The 22,213-nt window shown below is 46.6% G+C and carries 20 protein-coding genes; 7 read left to right on the top strand and 13 right to left on the bottom strand.

The features are described from left to right. The first annotated feature begins 30 nt into the window (after positions 1 to 30). Positions 31 to 387, top strand: coding sequence for a membrane protein insertion efficiency factor YidD (gene yidD / locus BM293_RS10445; protein ID WP_093447090.1), 357 nt, complete (start codon positions 31 to 33; stop codon positions 385 to 387). Between the two features lie 25 nt (positions 388 to 412). Here the strand turns inward: yidD and folE2 are convergent, their stop codons facing one another. From folE2 to katG, 11 genes are all read right to left on the bottom strand, one after another. Next, positions 413 to 1,363 carry a GTP cyclohydrolase FolE2 gene (gene folE2 / locus BM293_RS04385; RefSeq protein ID WP_093447088.1) on the bottom strand — a complete coding sequence of 317 codons (951 nt, stop codon included), beginning with the start codon at positions 1,361 to 1,363 and terminating at the stop codon, positions 413 to 415. A gap of 85 nt (positions 1,364 to 1,448) precedes the next feature. Beyond that, a complete protein-coding gene (locus tag BM293_RS04380; protein ID WP_093447087.1) occupies positions 1,449 to 2,513 on the bottom strand; it encodes a CobW family GTP-binding protein in 1,065 nt (354 codons plus the stop codon). After that, entirely contained in the window at positions 2,494 to 3,843 is a 1,350-nt protein-coding gene (locus tag BM293_RS04375) for an FAD-dependent oxidoreductase (protein ID WP_093447085.1), read from the bottom strand. Before BM293_RS04375 ends, BM293_RS04380 begins: the two co-directional genes overlap by 20 nt. A gap of 115 nt (positions 3,844 to 3,958) precedes the next feature. Continuing rightward, positions 3,959 to 4,123 carry a hypothetical protein gene (locus tag BM293_RS10235; protein ID WP_159428455.1) on the bottom strand — a complete coding sequence of 55 codons (165 nt, stop codon included), beginning with the start codon at positions 4,121 to 4,123 and terminating at the stop codon, positions 3,959 to 3,961. Then, on the bottom strand, positions 4,113 to 4,310 hold the full coding sequence (locus BM293_RS04370) for an Rpn family recombination-promoting nuclease/putative transposase (RefSeq protein WP_200770596.1): 198 nt from the start codon (positions 4,308 to 4,310) through the stop codon (positions 4,113 to 4,115). The genes BM293_RS10235 and BM293_RS04370 overlap by 11 nt, the downstream gene beginning before the upstream one ends. Positions 4,311 to 4,448: 138 nt before the next feature. Next, a complete protein-coding gene (locus tag BM293_RS04365; protein ID WP_093447084.1) occupies positions 4,449 to 4,838 on the bottom strand; it encodes a helix-turn-helix domain-containing protein in 390 nt (129 codons plus the stop codon). A 146-nt stretch (positions 4,839 to 4,984) separates the two neighbouring features. Further along, positions 4,985 to 6,031: an NADP(H)-dependent aldo-keto reductase gene (locus BM293_RS04360; protein WP_093447082.1), complete on the bottom strand. Its 1,047-nt coding sequence runs from the start codon at positions 6,029 to 6,031 to the stop codon at positions 4,985 to 4,987. Between the two features lie 25 nt (positions 6,032 to 6,056). After that, positions 6,057 to 6,419: a DUF2237 family protein gene (locus BM293_RS04355; protein ID WP_093447081.1), complete on the bottom strand. Its 363-nt coding sequence runs from the start codon at positions 6,417 to 6,419 to the stop codon at positions 6,057 to 6,059. Between the two features lie 27 nt (positions 6,420 to 6,446). Continuing rightward, entirely contained in the window at positions 6,447 to 7,805 is a 1,359-nt protein-coding gene (locus BM293_RS04350; RefSeq protein ID WP_093447079.1) for a TlpA disulfide reductase family protein, read from the bottom strand. 19 nt (positions 7,806 to 7,824) lie between these two features. Beyond that, on the bottom strand, positions 7,825 to 8,565 hold the full coding sequence (locus tag BM293_RS04345) for a hypothetical protein (protein WP_234968895.1): 741 nt from the start codon (positions 8,563 to 8,565) through the stop codon (positions 7,825 to 7,827). Between the two features lie 129 nt (positions 8,566 to 8,694). Beyond that, positions 8,695 to 10,863: a catalase/peroxidase HPI gene (gene katG / locus BM293_RS04340; RefSeq protein ID WP_200770595.1), complete on the bottom strand. Its 2,169-nt coding sequence runs from the start codon at positions 10,861 to 10,863 to the stop codon at positions 8,695 to 8,697. Between the two features lie 252 nt (positions 10,864 to 11,115). Here katG and pepN point away from each other — a divergent pair, with 252 nt between their 5' ends. From pepN to BM293_RS04320, 4 genes are all read left to right on the top strand, one after another. Then, positions 11,116 to 13,854, top strand: a complete 2,739-nt coding sequence (gene pepN / locus BM293_RS04335) for an aminopeptidase N (protein ID WP_093447076.1) — start codon at positions 11,116 to 11,118, stop codon at positions 13,852 to 13,854. Between the two features lie 46 nt (positions 13,855 to 13,900). Further along, a complete protein-coding gene (locus BM293_RS04330; protein ID WP_234968894.1) occupies positions 13,901 to 15,241 on the top strand; it encodes a type 1 periplasmic-binding domain-containing protein in 1,341 nt (446 codons plus the stop codon). A 105-nt stretch (positions 15,242 to 15,346) separates the two neighbouring features. After that, the gene (locus BM293_RS04325; RefSeq protein ID WP_093447073.1) at positions 15,347 to 16,453 is read left to right on the top strand and encodes a hypothetical protein; all 1,107 of its coding nucleotides are present in this window, start codon (positions 15,347 to 15,349) and stop codon (positions 16,451 to 16,453) included. Between the two features lie 40 nt (positions 16,454 to 16,493). After that, a complete protein-coding gene (locus tag BM293_RS04320; RefSeq protein WP_093447072.1) occupies positions 16,494 to 17,186 on the top strand; it encodes an LPP20 family lipoprotein in 693 nt (230 codons plus the stop codon). On the opposite strand, the gene BM293_RS04315 is transcribed toward BM293_RS04320, so the two are convergent. Next, positions 17,183 to 18,463, bottom strand: coding sequence for a 6-phosphofructokinase (locus tag BM293_RS04315; protein WP_093447070.1), 1,281 nt, complete (start codon positions 18,461 to 18,463; stop codon positions 17,183 to 17,185). The two genes, BM293_RS04320 and BM293_RS04315, sit on opposite strands and share 4 nt — an antisense overlap. A 25-nt stretch (positions 18,464 to 18,488) precedes the next feature. After that, a complete protein-coding gene (gene rnd, locus BM293_RS04310; protein ID WP_093447069.1) occupies positions 18,489 to 19,652 on the bottom strand; it encodes a ribonuclease D in 1,164 nt (387 codons plus the stop codon). A 214-nt stretch (positions 19,653 to 19,866) separates the two neighbouring features. On the opposite strand from rnd, the gene BM293_RS04305 reads away from it, so the two are divergent. Next, complete coding sequence (locus BM293_RS04305; protein ID WP_093447067.1) at positions 19,867 to 20,709, top strand: DUF2189 domain-containing protein; 843 nt, start codon at positions 19,867 to 19,869, stop codon at positions 20,707 to 20,709. A 96-nt stretch (positions 20,710 to 20,805) separates the two neighbouring features. Further along, positions 20,806 to 22,209, top strand: coding sequence for a UDP-N-acetylmuramate:L-alanyl-gamma-D-glutamyl-meso-diaminopimelate ligase (gene mpl / locus BM293_RS04300; RefSeq protein ID WP_093447066.1), 1,404 nt, complete (start codon positions 20,806 to 20,808; stop codon positions 22,207 to 22,209). The last annotated feature ends 4 nt before the right edge of the window (positions 22,210 to 22,213 follow it).

The raw sequence follows: 22,213 nt of genomic DNA, 5'->3' as shown, positions 1-22,213 counted from the left end.
TGGATCTTGTTTAAAAAATATAATCCGTTCATGTGGTTAGCGGTTGGCCTAGTGAAGTTTTATCAGCTTTTTATTAGTCCATTGCTGGGGCCGCGATGTCGCTTTTATCCCACATGTTCGCACTATACAATTGAAGCGCTTAAAACGCATGGTGTGATTTATGGCAGTTGGTTAGCGATTCGGCGCATTAGTCGGTGTCATCCGGCCAATCCAGGTGGTGTTGATCCGGTGCCGGAATGTGGTTGTAAGCTAGGGCCGTTGCATTTAGGAAAGTCCTGTGACGAGAACAAAGACGAAAACAAAACAGATAGTATCCATGATGATAGTCAGTGTGGGCATAGTCAAAGCGAACATAATGATAAAAAAGCAGCCAGTAAACAACCCTAGGATTTATTGACTGGCTGCACAGGGCTTAACGGTGAAACAAGCCCATCAAGTTAGGCTCAGCAATGTATCCGCCTTCAATACCCTTGGTCACAATGGCGACAGCATCGTGTGGATGCAAGCTTTCTAAATGATTCACTCTTACCCAAAAATCGGTTAAATGAGGTTCAGCATTAAGCGTGGTTTGTAAGCGACGCGCGGCATCTTCACAAAACATGAGATTGCTGGCGTTTAGTCGAGCAAATTCTTGTTCATCTTCACGTTTAACTGCCGCTTGAACAGGCGTTTGCAGGCTGTTTTCAATCAAGCTAATCCAGCGCGAAAAATCTAAGTCATCATGATCGGTAATGGCTAGCTTCACCTGCGCATAAGAACGTTGGCTGTGCGGGGTGGCACAAATGCCTTCCGGCGTGCCTAACCAGTTGAATACCTGTTCGTAGTCAAGTGATGCTTGCGCTTTAAACTGCGTTTCAAAGGCTTGTTGGATCAATTGGCGTGACAGCGCAGCTGAACACGGACAGGTTGACGAGTAGGGCACTTCTAAACTAATTTCGCAGTGAAATCGACCATTGTTCAGTTCGCCGCGTAAAGTAGCAGGATAGTGTTTCCAGCCGGCATTGCTACTTAATAACGATGAACGGCGCTCATAATAGTCAAAACGGAATTCGACAAAGGCTTGATCACTTAAGGTTTCGTGAGAAGACACAAACTTTTCTAAAATGGTTTTTACACGAGCAGGGGTTAAGGTTTGCTCGGTAGCCATTTGGTCGAGTAGCAGATACAAGCGAGACATATGAATGCCTTTGCTTGTAGGATCTACCAAATTGACATAGGCTTGAGTGGTGGAGGACAGGCGAATTGGCGAATGCGCGCTGTTAATCAGTATAGGCAGTTCAATACCACTCATGCCAACCCAATTAAGTTTGGGTTGTGGAATAGAGTGAGGTTGGCATGCGATATCGGGCATGTGCTTAGTCATGCAATTTCCTTCTGTTGCCAGCGTTATGACGTTTTAGACTATTCGTAACGCAAAAGTTAAAAGACTCGTCATAGTAGCAAGCTTTCTAGACAAGGTCACGTACTTGCACGCACTTACTTAGTTTTTCTTCAAAATCAGCGCGTGCCTGTTCAAAAGCTTCATAGGGCCAATCAACGAGAATTTCAAGTCGGTTATCTAAATACCAGGCCTGGTCAGCGAAATCGAGACCGGACGGGCTCCATTGGACGGCTTGCCAGTCTTTACCGGTGCGCAATACCCCTTTAAGACGGAGCAGGCCTGCGGGTGGGGCAGCCATCAGCTGCTTTAGCAGGGTTCGTGACCACAGCTGTTCTGCCTCACCTTGCCAGCTTAATAGGCTAATGTCACCTTGTTTCACTTGAGCGATCAAAACGCCCGGTAATGAAGAATTAACCCTTTGGCTGGTTTGGCCAAGTTGCGGTGTGTTGGTGTCATTAAGTAAATGAAAGCTCAAGTTCTGCCGGGGCGCTTGCCAACAACCGGCTAGTTGTTCGCTCGTTAAGTTTAAATGAACGGGTTTTGTGGGGCCCAGCGTTTGGGTTAACCAGGCCTGCTGCGTTGCTGCCTGTTGAGATGAAACTAAATCAGACTTGCTAATAATGATTTGGTCAGCCAAATTAAGCATATCGCGCAATAAACCAGAACGTTGGTAATAAGACTCAGAAAACTGGGTGGCATCCACGAGAGTAATCACCTGGATAATTTTAAAAAAAGTATGCGATTCTTGCTGATTAAAACGACGGATTGCGCGAATAATCGCGGCTGGGTTAGCCAGGCCGCTCGGCTCAATAACGAGCCGATCAGGATGCTGTTGCGTACTGAGTTGTTGCAGTTGCCGAGTAAATAAATGCTCGGCTGTACAACAAATACAGCCACCGGCTAGCGGCGTGATGCTGATGCCATCTGTGGCTAGTCGAGATGCGTCAAGATTCAGCTCGCCAAAGTCATTGAGCAAAATCTGCCAGGTTTCAGCGGTTGCTTGTTGCTGTTTAGATTCTATAAGTTGGCGCAGCAGGGTGGTTTTACCGCTGCCAAGTAATCCTGATAGGATTAACACTGGCAGGGTATTTGGAGCGGTTTGATGGGCCGGCTTAGTCGGTGAAAAGATCATGGCCTTCTAGCAGCTCATTAACGAGTTGCTCACGCTTAAGCTCTAAACCTAAGCCTTGACAAATCCGGCGCGTGTCACGATACGCGTTGTATAAACAGGTGGTGGCACCAGGTGACGGTGTCATATTAAAAATCAGGTTTTCACCAACTGGTGTAATACTCGCTTCACCGAGTTTTAATTGCATACTGGTTTTGTCAATAACTTGTGGGCGCAAGCCACCGACGCCTTCTGCAAACTGGAGGTCGTCTAATTGCAGGCCAGGTAAAATTTTACGGGCATCCTTCAAAAATAACCGTTTACGAATGCCAGGAATTTCAAAGGCAAAATTGCGGAAAATATAATTGCGGATGTCACTATCTTTCATTAAGTCCCAAAAGACTTTAGTGACCTTGAAGTCCAGTTTTAAGCTTTTCCAAAATTCCCAATAGGTGCCACCGGTGTAACGTTCAAGCTTTGGTAGCATCAGCGCAGTAGGGCCAAAACGGGTTTTATTGGGTTCAATCAGATCTGGATCACCATGCAATGCGGCAAAAGGAAGTTTGTCGTTTTGAATGGTGTACACTTTGCCATTGAGTAACTTGGGCGTGTAGTAAAAACTACCCGCCATCGGCAGAATCGACATATCCAAACCATGCCCAAGCTGGTTAGCAAGCAGTAGGCTGTGCGCACCGGCTGATACCACCACATAGCGCGACATAAAGGTGCCTTGTGGTGTGGTGATTTCATAGTGATCATCAAACTTTTGAATTTTTTGAGCTTGTGTACTCAGATGAATGGCAATGTCGGCCGAATGCTTGCGCGCGCTGGCAATAAAGGATTTAGCAATCAGTCCATAGTTAACGGCACTATATTCATCAGTACAGCCCGATGCCAGAATTTTTTCAGGGCGCGGCTGGCCACTTACTAAAGCGACATGGGGCTCCACCTCAGCAATTTTGGCGGCATCCCATAATTCCATGTAGGGGAAGGTTTCAGCAAACTCTTCATGGCGCTTTGCTAGCGTTTCGCATTCCTTATCACCGACGGCTAAGATCATTTTGGGGAACTTGAACAAGAAGTCATTTTTTTCAACTTGCTTGGCATAGTGCACCAGCATATTCGCTTGGCGTTTGACTTGGCCGGCCTTCGCTAAACTATAATTGGTTTCAATGTCCCCGCAGTGTAGGGTTTGACTATTGCTGCGGGCATTGGAGTTAACCGCGGCCAGGTTGTCATACTTTTCTAATAGTGCAATGGACTTGATATTGGTGTAACGCGCTAGCGTGTAGGTGAGCGCACAACCGGAAATGCCACCGCCAACGATGACAACGTCAAAAACACGTTTTTTCATTGATCTTCACAAGGTAAATAAATTACTTTTAATTATAGGATATTTTTGGTTGTACCAAAAATTATTTATAGAGGAGTTGGCACATGCGTATCTGGTTTTTGGCGTTTATTGTGTACTATTGCTGGGTGCGTTGTTTTATGTAGTCCATTAGGTCTTTAAGTGGAATACAAAGTTTTTCAGCCACCTCATTAACTGAGTGATTAAATTCCTGTACCATTAGATAGGCACTTTCAAGCTTTGCTTTTGCCGCACTATCATGGCGCTCCTGCTCAATCCACATCTTCGATTTTCTCTTCAAATAACGGGGTAATATAGTGCCCACTGTGAATTTTTAGCGTAGCAAAATCCATCAGCTCGGCAATGTCTTCTGGAAAGAAGCCTTCAATTAATTGCTGCACGAGTTCGGGATAAAAGAATAGTTCTTTATACCCCGTGTCATGGTGCTTAGCTTCTTGGATGCCAGTCAAGATAATGTTCCTTTAACGTATAATTGCTCACAATTAAAATAGACGCTTATTGCGCGAGATTAACACAAAATTTACCGCTTTCAGCGGTGTGCTAATTTTAATTAGGTCTTGCAAAGGTCTTTTGTCTGTGATGTAGCCTTAGTGTGGCATTATAAATGTATCGATTAATTGAATAATGGCTTTTTGTTGATCAAGATGCAGCATCGGCCAAGCTTGTTCAAGGCGGTTGCGTAAGGCTTTAGATTCATAACTTTGATAGTAGCCGTGATCTTCTGCAATCAGCGATATAACCGGTATTGTTTTCGCGCCCAAATAAAACCAGCCGACATCGGTTTGGGTTGCATCTGCTACCTGTTTAAGTTGTGACGCTGCGATTTTACTTTGTGCTCGTTCGTAGCGAGAGAACTGTTGTTGAGATACATCAATACATTCAGATAATTCATCGGCGCTAATGCCGAGTTCTTTGCGGCGGCGTTGGATTTGTTTGCCAATAGCGATATCAATGTCACATGGAAGGGGTTTAGCCATAATACATACACCTTTTAATAAGTAAGTAGATAGTGGTATGTATCGATGATGGCCTGAAGGTAATTAAATGAGTAAAACAGGCATTTTGCACCCTTAAATAATTAAGGGTGCAAAATTTTAATTATTAAACGGGTAGTTTTTAATTTTTACGGACTGGGGTTGGGGTAGCGCTGATGAATCGCTTCAATCTGTTTAAGCGCATCATCCGACAGGGTTACTTGGTGGCTAGCAATATTTTCAGCTAACTGCTCCAGATTGGTGGCACCAATAATATTACTGGTCACAAATGGCCGACTATTAACATAAGCGAGCGCCAACTGTGCCGGGGTAATATCGAGTTCTGCTGCCAACGAAACATAGGCTTCAGTAGCCGCATCGGCTTGAGGGTTAAAGTAGCGATCGAAACGTGGGAAGAGGGTAACGCGGGCATGTTCAGGGCGTTGTCCTTGACGGTATTTACCGGTTAAGACGCCAAACGCCAGTGGGGAATAAGCCAGACAGCCCACATTTTCACGATAAGCAATTTCTGCTAACCCCACCTCATAGCTGCGATTTAAGAGATTGTATGGGTTTTGCACTGACACAGGCTTGGGCAGGCCGAGTTGATCACAGAGGCCGATCACTTTCATGGTGCCCCAAGCGGTTTCATTCGACAAACCGTAGCTGCGAATCTTGCCGGCTTTGATTAAATCCGCTAGGGTGCGCAGGGTTTCAACCAAGGGCGTCAGATTTTGTTCAGCTTCAGAGGGTGGGGTAAAGCCAAGTTGGCCAAAGTAATTAGTGTGTCGCTCCGGCCAGTGCAATTGATAGAGGTCTAGGTAATCGGTATTAAGGCGGGTAAGCGAGGCCTCAAGGGCTTCGGTAATAGTTTCACGGGTAAAGCGGGTTTGGCCGTTACGAATATGCTGAACAAATTCACCCGGCCCCGCGATTTTACTGGCTAAAACAACCTGGTCACGGCGCCCGTGCTGTTTAAAGTAATGGCCGATAATTCGTTCGGTAGCACCGTAGGTATCGGGTTTGGGGGGCACAGCATAAAGCTCAGCGGTATCCCAAAAAGTCACGCCTTGTTCCAGCGCAAAGTCCATTTGAGCAAAGGCCTCCGCCTCCGTATTTTGCTCGCCCCAGGTCATGGTGCCTAAACAGATTTCGCTGACATTGATATCACTGTCGCCAAGCGGACGATATTTCATATTACGTTCCTTTTGTTAATGTTCGCTAGTTAATATCCAGTGCATAAGGGCGCAGGCTGGCCATATCGATATACTGTAGCAGGGCTTGATCGGTCGCGGCAAAGCGGATTTTGGGTGCCAGGCCTGCTTGATAGGCTTCGACCCAGCGTAATGCGCACAAGCACCAGAATTCCCCCGGCTTTACACCTGGAAAATGCGGGTGAATCGGTGAGGAAAGGTCATTGCCTTGTTGTTTGGAAAAACGCAGAAACTCGTCGGTCATTTGAGCGCATACGACATGACGGCCTCGGTCATGTTCATCGGTGCGGCACAAGCCATCGCGATAAAATCCAGTAAGTGGCATGTGTGAGCAGGGTGCTAGCGGTTCGCCGAGTAGATTACGTTTCATGGTGATCTGTCCTATGTTTTAAATTGTTTATTCACTAAGCAAGCGTTTGACTGCGGCAACCGGCTCAGGTTCATCCCATTCGATGCCACCAATCAGGGCATAACGCAGTTGCCCTTGGCGATCAATTAAGTAAGTCGTTGGATAAGCCAAAATGCGCCAGGTTTGAATCGCACTGCCAGCGGGGTCGAGCAATATGGGGAAGTTGACCGGGTTGTCGGCTAAAAATTGCGCAAAGTCCTCAGGTCGTTCGGCCAGGTTGACGGCTAAAATTTCAAAATCTGCATCGCTAAATTGATTTTTGAGTCGGGCCATCGACGGCATTTCATATAAGCAGGGCGGACACCAGCTCGCCCAAAAATTCAGCAATACCACTTGGCCTTTATAATCACTGAGTCGATGCGTTTGGCCATCTAGGTCGACTAAATTAAAGTCGCGTCCTTGTTCACCACGATATAGCTGCAGCCGAGCGGTCGTTGTCTCAGCGGTTGCCAAGGCGGCGCTATTTGTTAGCTTCTGCTCTGATGTGGCTGCTAATGAGGCTACAGGCGCGCTTTGCCGCGCAGTTTGCATGAGCGGGAAGAGTAACTGGCTGGCGCGAAGGATTTGCTGACCGAGTTGTTGGGTGGCCTGTTGTTCGAATGCGGTGGCATCGGGACGAAAATAAAAACGATCTCGCAGGCCTGCTAATAGATGAATATAGCTTTCACTGCCACTTTGTTCAAGTTGTTGTACGAGTTCTGTCAACTGCCAGCGCCATGGTGACAGTTCGGCTTGCAAAATATAAATCGGGAGATTGGTGGCGCTGACAGCGGGAAGATACTCAGCAACTTGCCCCGGTTCAGGCGTGGCGATGAATAAATCAGGGTTAATTAAAATCAGCCCCAGCTGGGATTGCGCGGTTTGTTGATAGTGAGCGAGGGCTTGAAGTGCGGCAGCCGCTGCGCGATTGGGTGCGATAATCCAGGTAGGTAGGCTGTTTGGGGTAAGTTGATGGCTGGTTTGGATTAAGCTGATCCAATATTCGGGTGCGATCTGGCTAAAGTTATCACGACTGGCGGCTTGCATCAGACTATTGAAAAAATCAGGCATGATACTGTCAAACCCCTGTTCAGCGAGAGTTTGTGCGAGTTCGAGCTCACTATCCAGGCGACCATACTCGGAGGGCAACCAAAGTAGCTGGCCTTGCCGCGGTGCACTAGCAGCTACATAATGAATATCAATTTGCTGGCTCGCTGACCAGTCCGCTAAAGGTGCTGGCATGGCTTGTGCCGGGTTACTTAGGGCAGCGAGGCTTACAAGGCCAAGCAAAAAACATAGCACTAGTTTGTTCTTAGTGGCCGGTTTAAATAGCAGGCCTGCTAATCTATGGGATAAGTTCAATATCATCTGAATTCTAGTTTATTAATCATTCGTTAATACTATCACAGGGTACAAAAATCCAACCTTCCGACCAGGGCGTGTCTTTTGGTGGTTGGGCTAATTGTTCGGGTTGGCTTGCTAAACAAGCGGCGACCAGGGCGCAATAGGCGGCATCATACACATCTCCTGGCTCGGGGCAGGCCTGCTGCCAACTAATCTGGCTAAAAGCCCGTTGCAAACTTGGCGATTTTTTGGCAAGACTAGGGTACACCTCAAACGCACTCAGTGTTCCAGTCGCATCTTGCCAAATCCCGCAACTGGCTTGATAAGGGGCAACCTTAGCTAACAAATGCCGACCCTTAGTAGCTTGACTACCAATCATATCTTTTATAGCAGAAAGGGGCGTATGGCCTCGTGCTAATAACCAGCGTTCGGTATAACGATATAAGTAGGGATTGCTGGCCGAGTCTTCAATCTGGGCAACAGGTTTAAATTGAATAATCAGCTCTTGCCAGGCTACGGACACCCCCAGCGGGGTATCAATGCCCAAATAAACAGGATAAGGATGTTGCTCAAAAAAATCAGCCGGCAGTGCCAGTAACGATGCGACTTGGCTTAACCAGGCCTGGTAATCGTTTGAGACATTAATGAGTTCACGCAAATTGCCGCGCCAGCTCTGGCCAACTTGTTGATGTTGCGGGTCAAGTAATACTAACGCATCGCGACTGCTTGGGTTTTTATCGCAATTCCAACCGCCGACATCCCAGCCGAGTGCAAAGTAATTCATGCTCACCTTCAAAATTTTATTTGGATCATAGCTTAATCCTAGCATTTAAAGGTGCAAAGAGCGCGCATAAAAAAACCCTGTACCTAGTCTAGGTACAGGGTTCAGCTTAGGTCACTAAAGCTTTTGGTTTTATTCTAGATCAAAACGATCCGCGTTCATAACCTTGGTCCATGCGGCAACAAAGTCGTTAACAAACTTCTCTTTGTTATCGTCTTGAGCATAGACTTCAGCATAGCTACGCAAAATCGAGTTTGAACCAAACACTAAGTCCACGCGCGTGGCGGTGAATTTAGTGGCACCGGTTTTGCGATCAACAATGTCATAATGCGACTTGCTAGCAGGCTTCCAGCTGTAAGCCATGTCAGTCAGGGTCACAAAGAAATCATTAGTTAGCGCACCGACTTGGTCAGTAAATACGCCATGCTTGCTACCACCATGGTTGGTACCTAGCACACGCATACCACCGATTAAGCAGGTCATTTCATGCGCGGTTAAGCCCATTAATTGCGCACGGTCTAGCAACAATTCTTCTGGTTGTACGGCATAGTCTTTTTTGACCCAGTTACGGAATCCATCATGAATTGGCTCAAGTACCGCAAATGACTCTATATCGGTCATTTCAGGTGTGGCATCACCACGACCTGGCGCAAAAGGCACCTCAACTTGAACACCCGCTGCTGCGGCCGCTTGTTCAACACCAACATTACCCGCAAGGACAATCACATCAGCGACTGAAATACCAAACTCGGCGGCAATAGGCTCTAGTTTGGCGAGCACTGCTTGCAAGCGAGCAGGTTCGTTACCTTCCCAATCCTTTTGTGGCGCAAGGCGAATACGCGCACCGTTAGCACCACCACGAAGATCAGAGTTACGGAAAGTACGTGCACTGTCCCAAGCGGTCGATACCATATCGCTAATGCTTAAACCCGTTGCGGCAATCTTTGCCTTAACCGCTGCGACATCATAGTCCGCTTTGCCAGGATGAACCGGATCTTGCCAGATTAAATCTTCGGTTGGGGCGTCTGGGCCAATGTAGCGAACACGGGGCCCCATATCGCGATGGGTCAGTTTGAACCATGCACGGGCAAACACTTCCGAGAAATAATCTGGATTTTCGTAGAATTTTTTCGAAATTTCACGATAAATTGGATCCTTAACCATGGCCATATCGGCATCAGTCATAATCGGGTTGTAACGAATAGACGGATCTTCAACATCAACAGGCTTGTCTTCTTCTTTGATGTTAATCGGTTCCCACTGCCACGCGCCGGCGGGTGATTTTTTCAATTCCCAATCGTAGTTGAATAACAAATAGAAGTAACCGTTATCCCATTTGGTTGGGTGAGTTGTCCATGCACCTTCGATACCAGACGATACAGTATCACGACCAACACCACGGCCAGTTTTATTGTTCCAGCCTAAGCCTTGCTCATCAATATCCGCCGCTTCTGGGTCGGGTCCGAGGTTTTCCGCACGACCATTACCGTGACATTTACCTACGGTGTGACCACCGGCTGTAAGAGCAACGGTTTCTTCGTCGTTCATCGCCATACGAGCGAAGGTTTCGCGAACGTGGTGCGCAGTTTTAAGCGGATCAGGTTTGCCGTTTACCCCTTCTGGGTTAACGTAAATCAAGCCCATCTGCACCGCAGCAAGCGGGTTGTCCATTGACGCTGCATCTTCAACGTCGCCATACCGCTCGTCAGAAGGCATTAAGAACTCTTTTTCAGCGCCCCAGTAAATATCTTTTTCTGGGTGCCAGATATCTGGACGACCAAATGCAAAACCGTAGGTTTTCAAGCCCATGTTTTCATAAGCAATGGTGCCAGCAAGCACTAATAAATCAGCCCAGCTTACTTTGTTGCCATATTTCTTTTTGATAGGCCACAATAAACGGCGCGCTTTATCTAGGTTAACGTTGTCTGGCCATGAGTTAAGCGGCGCGAAGCGCTGGTTGCCGGTGCTACCGCCGCCACGTCCGTCTGCAATACGGTAGGTACCCGCTGCGTGCCATGACATACGAATCATCAAACCGCCATAGTGACCCCAGTCAGCTGGCCACCAGTCTTGACTTTGGGTCATGAGATCATGCATATCTTTTTTAAGGGCGTCGAAATCAAGTGTTTTAACTTCTTCGCGGTAATCAAAACCGGGGTCCATCGGATTAACTTTTGAATCATGTTGATGCAGAATGTCCAAGTTCAGGGCGTTAGGCCAAAAAGACATCGCAGATGTCCCCATTTGACTGTTGGCCCCGTGCATAACCGGGCATTTACCTGCAGTTTGATTGTGTTCCATGGCTATCTCCTCTGTTGTGATAAGACCGTGCAGAAGGCCTAGACCCGCTGACTTGTTTTTCATTGTAACGAAATTATTTATTAATATTTATAATTGTTTTTATATTATTGATAGATTTTGTTTATTGGTTTTCTGGGGTGTCGTGGCGCGCAGACTTTTGCCCCATCTTGCTAAAACATTACCATTAGGTTGAATTATCTTAATCTCTCGTTTGTGGTTAAATAATGACATGTTTATTAAAGGACGATTATTGTGACTATTCAAGCTGAAACGAAGTGGTTAAAAGATTATCAAGCCCCGGTGTTTGAGGTGATCAATTTAGATCTAACATTTGAATTATCACCAACACAAACCCAGGTCACTAACCGGATGGTCTGTCAGCTGGCAGCTGAACAGCCGCTGGCGGATATGCTGCTTGATGGCGAAAATCTGCGTCTTATCTCGATTAAGCTCAATGACCAACTTCTTAATGAGGTGAATTACCAGCTTACTGACACCCAACTTCGATTGCCCAAAGCTTTGTTTGCCAATAGTTCCTCGCCTTATCAGCTTGAAATAGTGACCGAAATTAACCCGCAGGCGAACACCGCGCTAGAGGGCTTGTATCTGTCATCGGGTCGCTTTTGCACGCAATGTGAAGCCGAGGGCTTTCGCAAAATCACCTATTTCTTTGATCGCCCCGATGTATTGACGACTTATCAAACCACCCTGATTGCTGATAAAGCCGAGTATCCGACCCTGTTAGCCAATGGCAATTTAGTCGCGCAAACTGACTTGCCAGATGGCCGTCATCAAGCCGTTTGGCAGGACCCGCATAAAAAGCCTTGTTATTTATTTGCGCTGGTGGCTGGATCTTTTGGTTGTTTAACGGATCATTACACTACCGCAGAAGGGCGAGAGGTGTTGTTAGAAATTTACACCGAGCCACGGCATCTTGCCAAATGTCGTCATGCGATGGATTCGTTAATTGCTTCGATGCGTTGGGATGAGCAGCGCTTTGGGTTAAGTTACGATTTAGATCGCTATATGATTGTCGCGGTAGATGACTTTAATATGGGCGCGATGGAAAACAAAGGCTTAAATGTCTTTAACTCGAAGTTTGTGTTAGCCGATGCCGATTCCGCGACGGATGTCGATTTTGAAGGGGTTGAGGCGGTCATTGCGCATGAGTATTTTCATAACTGGACGGGTAATCGGGTGACCTGCCGTGATTGGTTTCAGCTCACGCTAAAAGAAGGCCTAACGGTTTTTCGTGATCAAGAATTTACAGCCGATATGTTATCGGCTCCGGTTAAGCGCATTGAAGATGTTCGTCGGTTACGAAGCCATCAATTTGCCGAGGATGCCGGCCCGATGGCGCATCCGATTCAGCCGCAATCCTATATAGAAATGAATAACTTTTATACTTTAACAGTTTATGAAAAGGGTGCGGAAGTGGTGCGTTTGTATCAAACACTGTTGGGTCGTGATGGTTTTCGCAAAGGCATGGATTTGTATTTTGCGCGCCATGATGGTCAAGCGGTGACCGTCGATGATTTTAGGTTGGCGATGGCGGATGCGAATCAGCAAGATTTAACGCAAATGCAGGCCTGGTATCAGCAGGCCGGTACGCCGCTGGTGAAGGTAGTGGCCGACTATGATGCAAATCAGCAGGCCTGGTTGTTGCAGTTTAGTCAGCAAAATCCATTGGCACAAGCTAAGTCGCAAGTCAAGTCGCAAGCCGATAAAACACCATTACTTATCCCGATTAAACTCGCGGCATTTGATGCTTCAGGCCAGGCCTGGTCATCCTCTTGTTTGGCGACAGCGGCACAGGATGCCATCGCGGCGGGTCAATTGCGTTTAATAGAGGGCGAGTGGGTGTATTTATTAACCGCCTCTAATCAAACACTCGAAGTTAAGGATGCGCCGGCGGATTTGGTCTGGTCGTTGTTGCGTGATTTTAGTGCGCCAGTGGTTTTAGACTATGCCATGCCAGCGACGGCACGAATGCATCTGGCTAAGTTTGATACCGACCCGTTTAATCGCTGGGAAATGGTTCAGCAACTGGTCTTGGCGGATTTAGTTGCGCAGGTGAATCAGGCGGCGGCTACACCGACGGCTGACCTAGTGGTCAAACCGAGTAATGAGGTTGTAACGCTATTTACCAGCTTATTAACGGAAGCTTTGGCCAAGAGTGCGCAGGCGGATGTGGATTGGGCTTGGTATGGTTATGCGTTGAATCTACCGGACATGAGCTATTTGATTGAACAGTTTAATCCGGTACCGATTGTCGCGGTGTTGCAAGTCTATCCAGCCTATCAGCGTGCTATTGGCTTAGCATTAGTGGACTTGTGGCAACAAACTTATCAGGCTCAGGCCACACAGTTATCGAGTGATTATGCTTATAACGCCCAGGCAATTGGACGCCGTTTGCTTAAAAATCGGGTCTTGCAGGCCTGGTTGGCCAGTGATGATCAACAGGCGTTAAGTACAGCAGCGGCGCAATATCATGCCCAGGCACACATGACGGATGTTGCTGCCAGTTTACAAGGCGTAATGCAGTGGCATGAAGTCGCGGCAGCTCCTTTGATGGATGATTTTTATCAGCGCTGGCTGGATCAACCTTTGGTATTAGACAAGTGGTTTGCTTGGCAAGCCGGTTTTGGCCAAGCGGCAGGTATAGCTGGTGTTGATGATTTGTTAGCCCATGCTAAATTTGCTTGGACGACGCCCAATCGTGTGCGAAGTGTCTTGGGAAGTTTTGCGCGTATGAATCTGGCACTGTTCCATCAAGCGGATGGCGCAGGCTACCGTTGGTTGGCTAAACAGGTGTTGCATTTAGATGCCATTAATCCACAAGTGGCGGCACGGATGGTGGTGCCGTTAATTCAATGGCGTCGTTATCAGCCCGAACAGCAAAAGCTGATGAAACAAGTACTCGAAGAACTGAAAGGTGCAATTCAGTCAAAAGACGTGTTTGAAATTGTTAGTAAAGCCTTGGTGGACTAGTTCGGTGCTGAGTAGGGTGCGGGCTAGCTGGCGGCGCGGAAGGCTTGTGACAGGCGTTGGGCTAGCTGTTTGGGGATTAGCACTTTTTGGGTTAGCTTGGTCAGCTGTGATGGCACAGCCGCCCACATCTCAGCAAACGACGCAAGCTACCAGGCCTGCTGAAGCGGTGGATGTGTCGCGATTGCAGATGTTGGATTATGAAATTGCGCTGCTGCGTGCAGAAATCGCGCTGCGCCAAGGCGATCGAAATGCTTTTTTCCCCGCCTATGAGCAATTGCGTCGTTTACCTGCAATTCATGAGTTTGAGCTGCGTTGGCAATGGGTGAGCGAGCAAGCAGAACGACTGGGGTGGCTAACCGAAGATGTGGTGTCTGCACAGGTTACTGGCTTTGCTCAAGCTTCATTAGCTGATCGGATGACCTTAATTGCGCCTTTGAGTGGCGAACTTTCACCTGCTGGGTTGGCGCTCAAACAAGTCCTTTTGGCCCATTATCCTCACAAGGATCTGTCTTTTGTTGATACTACAGATGAGCCTGTTGCGGTGCTCATTGAGACGATTGAAGCGACCGGTGCGGATTTATTGATTATTCTAGAGCGCCGTGAACTGACCTCACGATTAGCGCAGCATTTTCATGACCAGCCCGCGATCCTTTTCCATCCTGCTCGTGTTTTAGACCCAAGATTTCAGCGGGTTCTCAATCCAACTTATGAACAACAAGCGATGGCGCTAGAAAGTTGGTTAACAGGGCAGCATGCACAGGGTATCACTTGGTTGCAATGGCGTGATGCGTCGTCCCACCTCATCAATCGCGTTAACCTCCAGTTAGGGGAGAATTATCAACCCTTAATTGTCGAGTCTAACGCGCAACTAAACGACCTAGTCGCACAACGCTTTGGGCACCAAGAGAGTCGAGCTCGACAAAATTGGTTAGCGCGCGTGATTGAGCGACCGCTGACAGGTATTGGGCGGAGTCGGCAAGATCAAACATTAGTGGTCTTTTATGGACCGATTGAACAGGCGATGTTGTTGAGGCCATTATTGGAATATCATCAACAGGATCTGCCTATTTTATGGTTGCCTTCTGAACTGCCCGACCCCACTTTTTTTAAGTCAAATTTGTCGCGTTGGCAGTCAACTTATGCGCTATTACCGAGTCATTTTTTAGCCGAAGTTAATCAAAATAAATCGTTTGAGACAGAAGATGGCTTATTTTTTGCTTTGGGTGAAGTTGTGGTTGAACTTATTAGACGGTCAGGGCATTTGCTACCCGATCAGTTTGCTACTGAGTTTGGTGAGGTGTTTGTTACTGAGCGGGGCGAGTTTAGCTTAGGCCAGCAGTGGTATTATTTAAATGCCGGTTTAGTCCCAGTAGAGAATGTTGATTAAGGATGTGGATTAATGGCTAAAGCTTTAGCATGCTAGGTCGTAAAGAGTTATAGATATTTTATTTTTTATTTTACAGACTCTTGTTAGCAGCAAGATGGATGGAATATGGCTGAAAAAAACGAGACCACTAACGACGATATAGACGATATAGACGCGTTATTAGATGAGCTATCAGAAGGTGAATTAGATGAAGACTTAGCAGACTTTACCGATAGTCTGCAAGAGTCAGATGACTCAACGGCTGCAGAGCCTGAGCCTGAGCCAGATCTTGAAGAAATTCCAGACGAACCCAAACAGGCAAGCGTTACTGAAGCTGAAGATGATTTGCTCGAAATTAATGATGACTCATTAGAAGAAGAGTCGTCTGGCATACTTTCGGATCCTGTTGCGATGGCACCTGCTGCGGCAGCTACTACAGCCCCTGCAGCTGCGGCTGTTGCTGCTGAACCCAAGCGCAATACGGATAAAAAGGTTAATGAGTCATCAAACACATCAAATAATGATGCGCATGAAAAACATACAGAGGTAGCGAGAATGGAAACGTCATCAAATCAACCCGTGACTGTCGCGCTCACAAAAGATCAAAACACTGAGCTAAAAAAGATCAGGATGATGGGGTTGGCTACTGCAGGTTTGGCAGTATTCTTTTCATTGGGTGCGTTTATCATGGCGACCCTTGCTTGGAACGCGAGTGGCACAGGTCATTTAGATCAATCTTTGCAACTGCAGCATGAAACGAGTGAACAGCAGCAATTACTGTTGCAAAATTTGAGTCAGCAAATAAGTAATTTAGAGCAAAAACTCGATGTGAGTCGCTTATTAATCGATGATGTGTTAGCGGCGCAACAAGACGCTAATCAATTAAGCGCCCGTCAGCGTCAACACGAGTCTGAAGTTGCACCGCCGCAGCAAGCGCCAGCCGCTGCAGCGGCTCAGGTTAATACACAGGCATTGGAGCGTCGCATTGTTCAACTTCAACGCACTGCGAATACGATTCAAAGTCGGGTAACCCAGGTGGATGAAAAAGTGGCAAAACTTGACCAGCGTCAGGTTGCAACTGCGCAAGCGGTGCGCGAGTTTGAAAGAGCGTGGCTGGAACAATTACTTGCTCAACAAGCTAAAGAAGCAGAAGAAGAGGCGAAGCCATCTGCGCCAGTTGCACCTGATGCATATCGCTATATTGCACCGTCTAACCAGTTTAGTTATCCATAAAGTATAGATGCCAAATTAAAGTACGAGAAGGAATTTTGATATGAAAAAGTTATCTGCAATCACACTAGGGCTGGTTACCATTGGACTTATTTCGGGTTGTAACTCGACCCCAGATCCAAAGCCTACGCCAGTTAACTATTCACAAGTTGAGTTTAAAAGCACAACAGTCTCACCTGAGGCGAGAAGAACATTTGATGGCGCCGGTTCGGTTTCGAAGCCAGAGCCTTCTAATCAAGCGAAAAACAATAATGATTCGGACGGTAATTCGCAGCCAGCATCAAATGGCATCGCAACCCAGTCTGTGCCAGTTAATACGCCCAGGGAGCGGATTCGAATCACCGCTGTGGGTTATGGTACAGAGATCGCTTACCAAGGCATGACACCTGGCCAAGTTCGACTAATGGCGATTCGTGCTTCAAAGTTGGATGCCTATCGCGCGTTAGCGGAGCAGCTTTACGGCATTAACATTGACAGTAATACGTCTGTCGCAAGCTTAGCAACACAAAATGATAGTTTCCGAGCGCGTGTCAATGCGATGGTACGGGGCGCGCGAGTGATCAGTATTACCCCAATGGCGGATAATAACTATGAAACTGTTTTAGAGGTTTTTGTTGATCGTCGTTTCTTTGACCAGGTGTTTGTTTATCAACCCGACCAAGCCATGTCTAGCATGAGTGTTGACCAAGCCTGTGGTTCGGGTATGCAGTGTATACGCCCAGAGCAATTACGTTAGACATCACTTGGATCTTCAAAAGTCGGTAGTGCTTTGACCATACGGGTCCAAACAAGAGGACGTAAATCCGGCAAACCCGCGCGCCATACCGTGGTGCGCTCTCCCATCACCAGTGGTCTTAAATAGGCCAAGCCTGCTTCAGTTATATCCATGCCATCTTCGCTTATATAGTGATCGGGAACATGAAACTCCAACTCGGCCACGTCAGCTAATGGGTGGTTTTCAAATGTCCAAGTGAGTGGTTGGTTGCTGTAAGACTCGGTTGAAGCCTTAATTAATGGCAATATACCATGTTCACCTTGCTGGGCAGCATGAACGGCGGCAGCGCCTGCTTCATAAGCCATTTGCCAATCAGTAGCAGAAACACATAAAGCCGAAGAGCGTTGCAAATAGTCAGGGTTGGCGCTGTGCGTTTTGATACCGAGTGTTTGTTCAACCAGTTGGGCGAGTTTTTGAGCAACGCCGCCAAATTGCCGATAAACTTTGCCATGAGCCTGTTCCTCGCGAGCAACGGATAGGCATTCGCCACTGGCATGGCAAAGTCCTTCAGATGCCATACAAACACAATAGCCATGAGACTGGATCAAGCTAGACACTTTGGCTAAAAATGCAGCTTTATCAAAGGCACGCTCAGCAGGTAATATAATCAAGGGTAGGTTAGGAATAACATCTTTTACCAAGCCTGCTGACAAGGCTAGCCAACCAACATTACGTCCCATCGCCTCCATAACAAAGAATTTAGTCGAACTTGCTGCCATAGATTGGACATCCAGTGTCGCTTGTAAAAAATGACTCGCTAAGAATTTAGCCGCGCTACCAAACCCCGGGCTGCAATGACTGAGTGCTAGGTCATTGTCTATGGTTTTAGCGATACCAATACAGCGAAGAGGGTAGCCTTGTGATTGGCAATAATCGGCGACTTTTTTTGCGGTCAGCATGGAACCATTACCACCGTTATAAAAAAAAGTGCCAATGTCATAGTGGCTAAAGATATCAAGTAAACGCTGATATTGGTCTGGGCGTTCTGCTAGTGGCGCTAAATCAAAACGGCAGGCTTGAAAAGCGCCGCCAGGTAGGTTCTTGAGTCGGTCAAGATCGGTGTCTGATATATCAGTGAGGTCAACTAGTTCCTCATTCAGTAAGCCTTCAATGCCATTAATGGCCGCAAATATGCGCGGGGTTTGATTATATTGGCGAAGGGTTTCAATGACACCCACCGCACTTGCGTTAATGACGGCTGTGACGCCGCCGGCTTGAGCGTAAAGTGCATTATGCATAGTGTGTTCCTTTGAATATATCAGGTCAAAATAAGGGGGCAGCTAATTCAAGCCTGGGTTGAATTGCAAGCTTATTGTCAACACGCAAGTGGAGTTGGCCTTGTAAAAATTGTTGTAATTTTTTGCCTAATAATACATGACGCCAGCCCTGGTTGAGTTGGGAGGGTTGATTGAGTATTAAGGCCGCCAGTTCTTGCTTATTAGCTAAATTGGGTAGATGAATTCCATGTGTAGATGCAGTTTGTTGGCTAATGGCTAGCAGCACGGGTAACAGGGTTTGCTGGTTAGTATTAAGTGCAATGGGCTCGGGTAGTTCTGGCCAACAGTCTGGGTTTTGAAGCGTTAAGTCCAATTGGTTGATAAGATCTGCGCCTTGCTCGCGGATAATTTCTGGCGTAAGTTTATTGAGCTTTGGTAGTTCCTCGACTGTTCGAACGGGGCGTTTAGCGAGTTGTAGTAAAGCATCATCAGAGATAACCCATTTTCGAGGTTGATTGCGTTCGACTGCCTGCCTTTCTCGCCATGCGGCAAGTTGTTTTAATACACCTAATTGTTTTGGTTTTAAGCCCGATAGTAATTTAATTCGCAACCAGGCCCGGTCTGGTTCAATAGCGTACAGGGTTGGATCAGTTAGGGCATTAAAGTCTGCTTCGAGTGCTTGGCGTTGGGTTGGGGTAAGTAGATGCAGGATTTTTGGATAGGCCTGCGCCAAGTACCAAACATCTGCTGCAGCATATTCCAATTGCTCTGCAAGTAGCGGACGTTCTAACCAAGGTGTGCGTGCTTGATCTTTGTTTATCTTATCATTACAAAAGGTCTCGACCAGGCGCGCATACCCCGCTTGATCACCTAAGCCTAAAAATACACCCGCTACTTGCGTATCAAAAATCGGGCCTGGCATGACATAAGCGTGTTGATACAACACTTCAAGGTCTTGTCGCGCAGCGTGAAACACCTTTAAAACTTTTTTGTCTGCCAATAAAGCCCAAAGTGCATCTAAATCATCAATTGATAAGGGGTCAATTAAGTAAACTTCAAGGCTGGGTATCGCAATTTGAATCATAGCAAGCTGCGCAAAAAAAGTATCTTGGCGCATAAATTCAGTATCGATGGCGAGCCATTTTTCTTTGAGAAGGCCTTGACAGAGCTGGTTTAGCGTTTGGGTATCAGTGATAAGTTGGTAATTCATTAGGGTGTCTTGTTTAAATATTATGAAAAGATTCTATCAAGTTTAGTTATGTAAACCTAAGAATTATCTATTATAAATTTGGTATAAAAATTTGTTATTGTAAAGCTGTAGCAAAAGTTATAACCCTCATAATTTAATCGTAAAGCGATCTAGGAGAAAAGGGTTTCACAGAGGGTTGTACCTTAGATTTAAATAATCGATAAAGGAGGCAATCATGTCTGGCAATACTCAAGTTTATGGTCATGCTCCATCTAACGATCATATCCACGATCATGTCACCGAACAAGGTGAACATATTATTTCAACCGATGCCAAGCTAACTGACATAGCAAGTTGGTTAAAACGCGGCTGGCAAGATATGGCTGAAGCACCGGGTATTTCTTTATTTTATGGTGCAATAATGGCGCTATCAGTCTTATTAGTGTTCTTGTCATTTAGACATAATCCGATTCACATGTTTACCATTGCAACCGTTTTTGTAATGTTATCACCCTTCCTTGCAACGGGTCTGTATTACACCGCTAAGCAGCTTGAAGCAGGTGAAAAGCCAAAGTTGTTTGATTCAATGGTGTCCTGGAAAGCGAATGCCGGTGATATTGGTTTCTATGCGGCGGTATTGGGTGTTATTACGGCTGCATGGGCTATCTTTACTCCATTGCTTGCCGCGATTGTTGCGCAATCACATGGATTACTAATTGTCGATCCATCTTTGGGCTTAATGGGCTTTGTGTTATCTGAAGCAGGTCTTACATTTATGACCTATTTCGCTTTGCTAGCCATTGCATTAACAGCGTTTGTATTCACCATTAGTGTGGTCACTATTCCATTATTAATGAAAGATAAGAATATTGGTGCAGTGCAAGCGATGATTATTAGTTTCCAAATTTCTATGGAAAACAAACTAGTCATGGCGGCATGGGCTACAGTCATTGCGGTATTGTTGGCAGTAGCTATCTTCTCACTTGGTTTGGGAATGCTGATTGTAATGCCATTATTGGGTTATGCGAGTTGGCACGCATTTAATGATCTAGTTAAGATCGTTCCAGCTTCTAAATAATCCGTAAATCGCTTTCCCCCTAAACTCAGCCTTGTGCTGAGTTTTTTTATTTCTGATGTTTAAAAAGCTATAATAGTGCAAACATCAGGAGTGGCTATGCGTATACATATTTTAGGTATTGCAGGAACATTTATGGGTGGCGTGGCGCAGCTTGCAAAAGCGATGGGTCACCAGGTTAGCGGTTCAGATAAAGCCATCTACCCTCCCATGAGTGATCAATTAGCGCAAGCGGGTATTGCCATATCTGATTTAGATGATTTAAGTTTTTTGGATCAGGATATTGATCTAGTGGTTATAGGTAATGCCATGACCCGTGGCATGCTAGCGGTCGAAGCGACCCTAAATCGTCATCAAGCTTATTGTTCAGGGCCTGAGTGGCTAGCGCGTTATCTACTAAAAGATCGCTGGGTGTTGGGTGTGGCAGGCACACATGGAAAAACCTCTACATCGGCCATGTTAAGTTGGATTTTAGAGTCAGCAGGCCTGGCGCCAGGGTTTTTAATTGGCGGGGTGCCTGAGAACTTTGGCCAGTCAGCACGTCTTGGTTCAGCGCCATTTTTTGTAGTCGAGGCCGATGAATACGATACCGCTTTTTTTGATAAACGATCCAAGTTTGTTCATTATCACCCAAGAACCTTGGTGTTGAACAACTTAGAGTTTGACCACGCTGATATTTTCCCTGACTTAACTGCGATTCAAACACAATTTCACCATCTTGTCCGAACGGTGCCAAGCAATGGTCTAATTGTGATGCCCGCACAGGAATCCGCACTCGATTCAGTACTCGATCGTGGCTGTTGGACGCCGGTTTGCCGTCACAATGCCGAACAGCCAGCCGCTGATTCTCATTGGCATTGGGTCCTGATTAAACCCGATGCCAGTGAGTTTGAAGTCTGGTTTAAAGGCGATTTGCAGGGTGTGATTAGTTGGACCTTAACCGGTGTCCATAACGTTCGTAATGCGATGAGCGCTATTATTGCAGCGCAGCATGCTGGTGTGCCTGTTGCGCAGGCCATTAGTGCTATGGCTTCATTTAAAGGGGTGAAGCGTCGTATGTCTCATCTCGCGAATTTGGCAGATATTAATCTGTATGATGATTTTGCACACCACCCGACAGCCATTGCGACAACTTTGGCAGGACAGCAAGCTAAGATAGCCTTATCTGCAACACCACGACGACTGGTGGCCGTGTGTGAACCACGATCAAATACGATGCGCATGGGTGTGTTTAGTGAGCAGCTGGTGGCCGCTTTTGATTCAGCAGATCAAGTATTGTTATATATTGACCCCAAATGGGGTTGGAAATTGCCAGAAGCAGTCCGGTTTAAGCGTCATATTAAAATTTTTTCGAATTATGAAGCCTTGTATGAGGGCTTAATGGCGCAGATCCAACAGGGCGATGATGTCGTCTTTATGAGTAATGGCAGTTTTGCTGGTTTACCCGCAAGAGTCACTCGAGCTTTAAAACAAAAACTCACTGAGCTTGGTGTTATACATTAATTTA

This window comes from Thiomicrospira sp. ALE5 (assembly GCF_900112445.1).
Classification (GTDB): Bacteria; Pseudomonadota; Gammaproteobacteria; order Thiomicrospirales; family Thiomicrospiraceae; genus Thiomicrospira.
This window is presented reverse-complemented; position numbering and strand designations above follow the sequence as displayed.